The 336-nt window shown below is 67.6% G+C and carries 1 protein-coding gene; it reads left to right on the top strand.

Annotated features, from left to right (window positions below):
• Positions 1 to 330: TCP-1/cpn60 chaperonin family protein (locus EN990_RS35315; protein ID WP_032899817.1), on the top strand; the 330-nt coding region annotated here is incomplete at its 5' end.
• Between the last annotated feature and the right edge of the window lie 6 nt (positions 331 to 336).

Genomic DNA, 336 nt, shown 5'->3' with positions numbered 1-336 from the left:
CGTCGTGCGCTGCAGGCTCCGGCCCGCCAGATCGCGGCCAACGCCGGTGCGGAAGCATCGATCGTTGCCGGCAAGATCCTTGAGAACAAGGGCGCGACCTTCGGCTACAACGCCCAGACCGGCGACTATGGCGACATGATCGCCATGGGTATCGTCGATCCGGTCAAGGTTGTCCGCACCGCTCTCCAGGACGCGGCCTCGGTCGCCGGCCTGCTCGTCACCACCGAAGCCATGATCGCGGAGGCTCCGAAGAAGGAGTCGGCTGGCGGCGGCATGCCTGGCGGCATGGGCGGCGGCGGCATGGGCGGCATGGGCGGCATGGATTTCTAATCCAGC

Source organism: Mesorhizobium sp. M7A.F.Ca.US.005.03.1.1, from assembly GCF_003997975.1.
GTDB lineage: Bacteria > Pseudomonadota > Alphaproteobacteria > Rhizobiales > Rhizobiaceae > Mesorhizobium > Mesorhizobium ciceri.
The sequence above is the reverse complement of the archived record's forward strand: the minus strand, read 5'-3'. Positions and strand labels throughout refer to the sequence as shown.